This is a genomic window from Aquitalea sp. ASV15 (genome assembly GCF_016429115.1).
In the GTDB taxonomy this organism is placed as follows: Bacteria; Pseudomonadota; Gammaproteobacteria; order Burkholderiales; family Chromobacteriaceae; genus Aquitalea; species Aquitalea magnusonii.
The window spans coordinates 1-6,505 of the sequence record NZ_JAELTZ010000095.1; the positions used below are offsets into that span (position 1 = coordinate 1).

At 64.1% G+C, this 6,505-nt stretch carries 5 protein-coding genes and 1 pseudogene; all 6 read right to left on the minus strand.

Annotation, left to right across the window (positions count from 1 at the left end; translation table 11 throughout):
- Window positions 1-243 (minus strand): annotated as a pseudogene (locus JHD64_RS20595) (hypothetical protein); the annotation flags it as partial.
- Window positions 240-1,028, minus strand: a complete 789-nt coding sequence (locus tag JHD64_RS20600) for a hypothetical protein (protein WP_199055422.1) — start codon at window positions 1,026-1,028, stop codon at window positions 240-242. The gene JHD64_RS20600 and the pseudogene JHD64_RS20595, both read right to left, overlap by 4 nt.
- A gap of 146 nt (window positions 1,029-1,174) precedes the next feature.
- Window positions 1,175-2,578, minus strand: coding sequence for a bifunctional diguanylate cyclase/phosphodiesterase (locus tag JHD64_RS20605; protein WP_199055424.1), 1,404 nt, complete (start codon window positions 2,576-2,578; stop codon window positions 1,175-1,177).
- A gap of 12 nt (window positions 2,579-2,590) precedes the next feature.
- Window positions 2,591-4,180 carry a methyl-accepting chemotaxis protein gene (locus JHD64_RS20610; protein WP_199055426.1) on the minus strand — a complete coding sequence of 530 codons (1,590 nt, stop codon included), beginning with the start codon at window positions 4,178-4,180 and terminating at the stop codon, window positions 2,591-2,593.
- 46 nt (window positions 4,181-4,226) lie between these two features.
- The gene (locus JHD64_RS20615) at window positions 4,227-5,756 is read right to left on the minus strand and encodes a DHA2 family efflux MFS transporter permease subunit (protein WP_199055428.1); all 1,530 of its coding nucleotides are present in this window, start codon (window positions 5,754-5,756) and stop codon (window positions 4,227-4,229) included.
- A 10-nt stretch (window positions 5,757-5,766) separates the two neighbouring features.
- On the minus strand, window positions 5,767-6,505 hold a 739-nt coding region (locus JHD64_RS20620; protein ID WP_199055430.1), incomplete at its 5' end, for an HlyD family efflux transporter periplasmic adaptor subunit.

Sequence of the window (6,505 nt, forward strand, 5' to 3'; positions counted from 1 at the left end):
GGTGGTGGCGGTGCGCACGCCACCGGCCTCCAGGCCGACCACGGGAAAGACATTGGCCAGGATAAAGACCAGCAGTCCGGCCAGCACCAGTGGCAGGGAGGTGGCGGGGGGATAGCCGGGGCGGGGCAGCAGCTGGCAGCCGCAGCGGCAGCAGCAGACGGCCTGCCCGGCCGCGGCGGGGGCGGTCTGCAGCAGGTCGCATTCGTGGCAGGCCAGGGCGCTGTGAGCGGGCTGCTGGTTCATCGGTCTGGCTCCTGCGCCACCTGCTGTTCTGCCACGATGGCGGCATGCAACAGGTCAAACGCGGCGCTGGATACCTTGAACATGCCCTGATAGGGATGGGTCAGCTCCAGAATGAGAAAATTGGCGCTGGCAATGGCGATGGCACCCAGGAACAGGAAAAATATTTCAAAAGCACTGCCACTGCCGAAAATGCCATAAAGGAAAAACAGCAGGCAGGCCCAGCCAAACACGATGACCAGCAAGAGCGATGGCACCTGATTGGACAGGCTGCGGATGATGTTGGTCTGGATGGCGACAAACTGGTTGGAGAACTGGCGCATGGCATTGATGTCGTCGCGGCTGACATGGTCGATGGCCTGAAAGGTATTGTTGATGTTGACCATGGCCGCGATGTCGTCATTCAGGAAGTGGTAGTTGACATCCTGTTGCCGCTGTCTGGATTTTTCCGGCCAGTAGCGGCCCAGCACGCGGTCGATGGTGGCCAGCAGCTGCGGCCGCAATGAGGCGGATTGCTGCGGATACAGCTTCAGCAGCAGGTCGATATTGGCGGCCGCGGTGGCCATGGCATTGAAATCGGCCTGATGGTTGTTGAAGGTGGTGTAGGACGAAGAAATGAGCAGACCCAGCACAATGGCAAACAGGGTGCCGATCAGCGAGGAGATCAGCTTGATCAGCTCGCCGGAATGGCTGACATAAACCGGGAACCCGTCATGAATGGCTTCCCCGGCCATGGCGCAGGCAAAGGCGGCAATGGCCACCAGTCCGCAACGAAGAAATATGTTCATCACACCGGTTTCCTGTGCCGATTGAGCGGATGGCGGGCGCTCATCCGGGTTGTCCGCCGTGGCGGCCGGGCTGGAATGGGGCGGGTATGGCCCGGGACAAGGGATGGTTGAGGCAATTTCAATACTGGCATGGGCTGCAGGCCGCTTCAAGTAGGCTCATTGCCGCAAACCGCGACGGCATGGCGGAGGAAATCGGCGGCAGCCAGTGGCTTGCCGAAAAAATAGCCTTGCAGGAGGTCAACTCTTGACGCTGTCAGCAGGCTGGCCTGTGCGGCGGTTTCCACGCCTTCGGCCACCGTCTTCAGGCGCAGGGTGCGCGCCAGGGAAATGATGGTGCGGACAATGGCGGCGGCACAGTCATCGCCGGCGATGTCGGTGATGAAGGAGCGGTCTATTTTCAGGGTGTCGAGCGGCAATTGGCGCAACAGGCTGAAGGATGAAAAGCCGGTGCCGAAGTCGTCCAGCGAAATGGCCACGCCCAAGGCCCGCAGCGCCGCCAGTTGCCTGGCTGCAAACAGCGGATTGCGCATCACGGCGGATTCGGTCAGTTCGATCACCAGCCGGGTGGGGTCGACCCCACTTGCGTGCAGTGCTGCCTGGATGCGGCCGAGCAGGGTGATGTCATGCAAATCGCAGGCCGACAGATTGATGGCCATCTTGATGTCCAGCCCGGCATGCTGCCATTTTTTCAATTCAGCCAGCGCATGGTGGATGACCCAGGTGCTGAGGCCGGCTATCAGACCATTGTGTTCGGCAATGGGAATGAACTCGGCCGGGGATACCTCGCCCAGCACCGGGTCATGCCAGCGCAGCAGGGCCTCGGCCGCCTGGAGCCGGCCATCGCCGGCACGGACTTCTGCCTGGAAATATAGCGACAGCCCGCCCTGTTCCAGCGCGGTGTGCAGGCGCGCACCCAGCTGATAGCGGCGTTCGATCTGCCGGGCCTGTGCGGCGGTAAAGTGGCAGATGCCCTTGCCGTGTTGCAGGCTGCTCTGGGCCGCCGCGTAACCGGCGCGGATCAGCCCTTCTGCCGCCCCCGGGCAATCGCTGCTGCGGACAATGCCGATGGCCGTGGTCAGATGCAGCATGTCGACCTGCCAGGGCAGCGGGCGGGTGATGCAGTTTTTCAGCCGGATGGCCAGCCGTTGCGGCTCGGCATCGAATACCAGCGCCAGATAAATCCCGCCATGAATCCGCGCCACCACATCATCGTGTCCGATGGTGTTGCGGATGCGTTCGGCCATGCTGCGCAGGGCAAACAGGGCCGCTGCCAGGCCGTGGTATTCGCCGATCTCGTCGATGCCGGCGATTTCCAGAAACAGCAGGCTGCAAGGTATCCCGGCCTGCAGGCTGGCATCGATGCGTTGCACCAGAAAGTCCAGATTGGGCAGGCCGGTTTGCGGGTCGTGGCTCAGGTGATAGTCGAGAACGGCCCTGAGCTGCGGGCAGGGGGGCTGCGCCGGTAGCCGGTTCAGCAGGGCCGCGACATCGCCGAGCGGCGGCAAGCCGCAGGGAGTGGTTGCCATGTCCTGTACATGATTGCTGGGCATGATGGGCTCCGCTTACCGGGACGACACGAAGCGGCTGCTCATCTGGTAGAGCTCCCTGGCGGTGCTGCCCAGCCGGTCGGCGGCATGTTGTATCGAGGTGATGCTGTTGCTGTTCTGTTCCACCAGCTGATTGATGGTGTGGATGTTGCGGCTGGCCTCGCTGCTGGCCTGCGCCTGTTGCTGCAACATGCTGGCGATATCGCTGGAAGAAGACTCGATTTCAGCGCCGGCGCGCTTGATGTTCTCGTAAATGAGCTTGCTGGCGCCAAGCATGTCGTTGCTGTGGTCCACCTCGTCGGCGGCGATGGTGATGGCGCTGAGGGTTTGTTGCGTGCAGCTGCCGATGCGCTGGATGGTATGGGTGATTTCCTCGGTGCTGCCGCTGGTGCGTTCGGCCAGCTTGCGTACTTCATCGGCCACCACGGCAAAGCCACGGCCGGATTCGCCGGCCCGTGCCGCTTCGATGGCGGCATTCAGCGCCAGCAGATTGGTCTGTTCGGCAATGCCCTGGATGATTTCCGCCAGCTTGCGGATGCCGTTGGTTTCGGCATCCAGCTCGGACACCAGGGTTTTGGCCGTCTGCATGCGCTTGACCACACCCTGCGCCGCCTGCTGCGCGGCCACGATCTGGCCGACTCCTTCACTGACCCGTTCCGCCGCAGTGGCGGCGGTGGCGGCATTCTGGCTGGTGGCGGCGGCAATGCTGTGGATGGCGGCCGTCATCTGGCCGAGGGTGGTGCTCATCTGGCGCACGCAGTCCACACCCTGCTGGATATGCCGGCTGGCCACCTGCGACTGGGCGTTGAGTGCGTCCGACTGGCTGTCGATTTCGTCGGCAATGCCCATCATGTCGGCGAACATGGCACGCAGATTGAACTTCATCGACTGGATGCCCAGCAGCTGGCGCGAGAATTCGCCGGCGGCGCTGGTTTCCAGCTCGAAACCAAGGTCGCCGCCGCTGATTTTCCTGATGGCCTGGACCGACCATTCCAGCGGCTGGCGGATGCCGTGCCAGGTCCAGAACGCCAGCGCCCCGGCGCAGATCAGGCCGGTGCCGCCGGCCAGCCACGACTGCGGCCCCGGCAGGTTGGCGGCAGCCAGCAGGCAGGCGGCCGGCAGCGTGGCCAGCAGCATGATTCTGGCCGACAGCGCGGTGCGGGCCGGGTAGCGGGTGGCCGGAAAAGGCCGCTGCTGCCGGTTGACGGCGCGGTACAAGGCGTCCGCAGCCTCGATCTGCCCGGCCGTGGGCCGGCTGCGTACCGAGATATAGCCGGTTTTGCGCTGTTTTTCGAAGCAGGGCGATACATAGGCGTGCACCCAGTAATGATCGCCGTTCTTGGCCCGGTTCTTGACCATGCCCTGCCAGGGCAGGTCGGCCGCCAGTGTGCGCCACATGTCGGCGAAGGCTGCGGCCGGCATGTCGGGATGGCGCACAATATTGTGTGGCTGGCCGAGCAGCTCGGCCCGGCTGTAACCGCTGATTTCGATAAAGGCCGGATTGGCGTGCAGGATGTTGCCGCGGGTGTCGGTCATGCTGACCAGCGGCTTGGCGGGGTCGACCTGCAACTCGCGCCCGCTTGTCGGCTGCGTGCTATGCATCATGTGCTTTCTGCTTGCTTGTCAATGGCCGTGCCGGCCGTGACGGTGTTCAATGGACATGGCTGGTATCGGCCATATGGGTGGGGCGGGGTGCCAGCCAGACCACGCAGGCGGCCACCACAAAGGACAGGCCGCTGATCATGAACAGCGTATTGGTCGACAGCATGATGCTTTGGGCATCGACCAGGCTGTTGAGCAGGTGGCGTGCCGGCTCCGTGCCGAAAGCCGTGCTCATCTGCTGCATGGCTTCGCCGCCGGAGTCGGTCAGCCCGCTGAGAATGTCGTGGTAGTACTTGGCCTTGTCGTCCCAGGCGGTGGTGACCAGCGAGGTGGCGATGGCACCCGACATGGTGCGCAGGAAATTCATCAGCCCGGCGGCCGAGGCCATTTCCACCTCGTCCACGCTGGACATGGCCAGGCCGATCAGCGGGATGAAAAAGAAGGGCATGCCCAGCCCCTGGAAGAACAGGGGGACGGCAACCTGCCAGAAGCCGACATCGGTGGTGTTGAAGCTGCGGAACAGGGTGACGCCACCCAGCCACATCACCCCGATGAATACCAGCCGGCGCGGGTCGGTGCGGGTGGTGAGATGGGCCACCAGCGGTGCGGCCAGTACCGACAGCACCCCGCTGAGCGCCTGGGCGATGCCGGCATCGGTGGCGGTATAGCCCATATAGCTTTGCAGCCATTGCGGGGTGAGCACGGTGGAACCGAAAAAGGAGCCGAAAGCCAGTGCGATGGTCAGCACGCTGACCCAGTAGCCGCGGTGGCGGAATACCCGCAGATTGACCACCGGATTGTGTTCGGTCAGCTCCCAGATCAGGAAGGAAAGGAAGCCCACCACACTGATGATGGCCAGGCTGACGATTTCCGTCGAAGAGAACCAGTCCAGGTCCTTGCCTTCGTCCAGCATGATCTGCAGCGCGGCCACCCACACGATCAGCAGCAGCAGGCCGATGATGTCGATGCGCAGCTGCAGGCGCATGCTCTCCTGGCTTTTGAGCAGCTGCCAGCCCAGATAGCCGCAGGTCAGCGCGATGGGCACATTGATATAGAAGATCCACGGCCAGCTGACCTGGTCGCACAGCACCCCGCCCAGCACCGGCCCCAGCACCGGCGCCACCAGCGTGGTCATGCTCCACAGGCCGATGGCAATGCTGGCTTTTTCCCTGGGAAAGATCTGCTGCAGCAGGGTTTGCGACATCGGCATCAGCGGGCCGCCGGCCAGGCCTTGCAGCACGCGGAACAGCAGCAGGGTTTCCAGCGAGTGCGACAGGCCGCACAGCAGGGAAAACAGGCCGAACAGCAGCATCGAGGTGATAAAAAGACGCACCGTGCCAAAACGGGCGGCCAGCCAGCCGGTCAGCGGTACGGTAATGGCCTCGGCCACGGCATACGAGGTGATGACATAGGTGCCCTGATTGGCCGCCACGCCCAGCCCGCCGGCAATATTGGGGACCGAGACATTGGCAATGGTGGTGTCGAGCACGGCGATGAAATTACCGGCAGACAGCGCAAGCGCCGCCAGCCACAGCGTGGCACCGGTCAGCGGTGCGGCGGGTGAGGAGGGGTGGGACATGGCCGTTTCCTCAGTGCGAGCGGGTGTCGATGGTGGCGTTCATCGACAGGCCCACCGACAGCGGATGGGCGCGCAGCTCGGCCGGGTCCAGTGCGATGCGTACCGGCAGGCGCTGCACCACCTTGATCCAGTTGCCGGTGGCGTTCTGCGCCGGAATCACGGCAAAGGACGAGCCGGAACCGCCGGCAAGCCCGACCACCTTGCCGTGGTATTCCACGCTGTCGCCGTACAGGTCGGCGGTGAGCTTGACCGGCTGCCCGAGGCGCACCTTTTCCAGCTGCACTTCCTTGAAGTTGGCATCCACATGGGCCTGTTGCAGCGGTGCAATCGACAGCAGCGGCGCGCCGGCCTGCACCCGCTGGCCCAGTTGCACCTGGCGCTTGGCCACCGTGCCGTCCAGCGGCGCACGGATGATGGTGCGCTCCAGGTCCAGCCTGGCCTGGTCGCGTCGGGCGCGTGCCAGCAGCACTTCCGGATTGGTGGCCACCGTGCTGTCGGCCGTCAGTGCCTGATTGTTTTTCAGCGCGCCCAGCGCGGCGCGGTAATTGGCTTCACTCTGGCGCGCACCGGCTTCGGCGGCGTGGAAGGCGGCTTCGGCCACGGCCAGCGCATTGCCGGCATTGCTCAGTTCTTCGCCGGATACCGAGCCATTGCGCGCCAGGGCCTGACGGCGGCTGTAATCAAGGCGGCTACGCTCCAGATCGGATCTGGCCGATACCAGCTGTGCCGCGGCACGGGCCTGCTCGGCC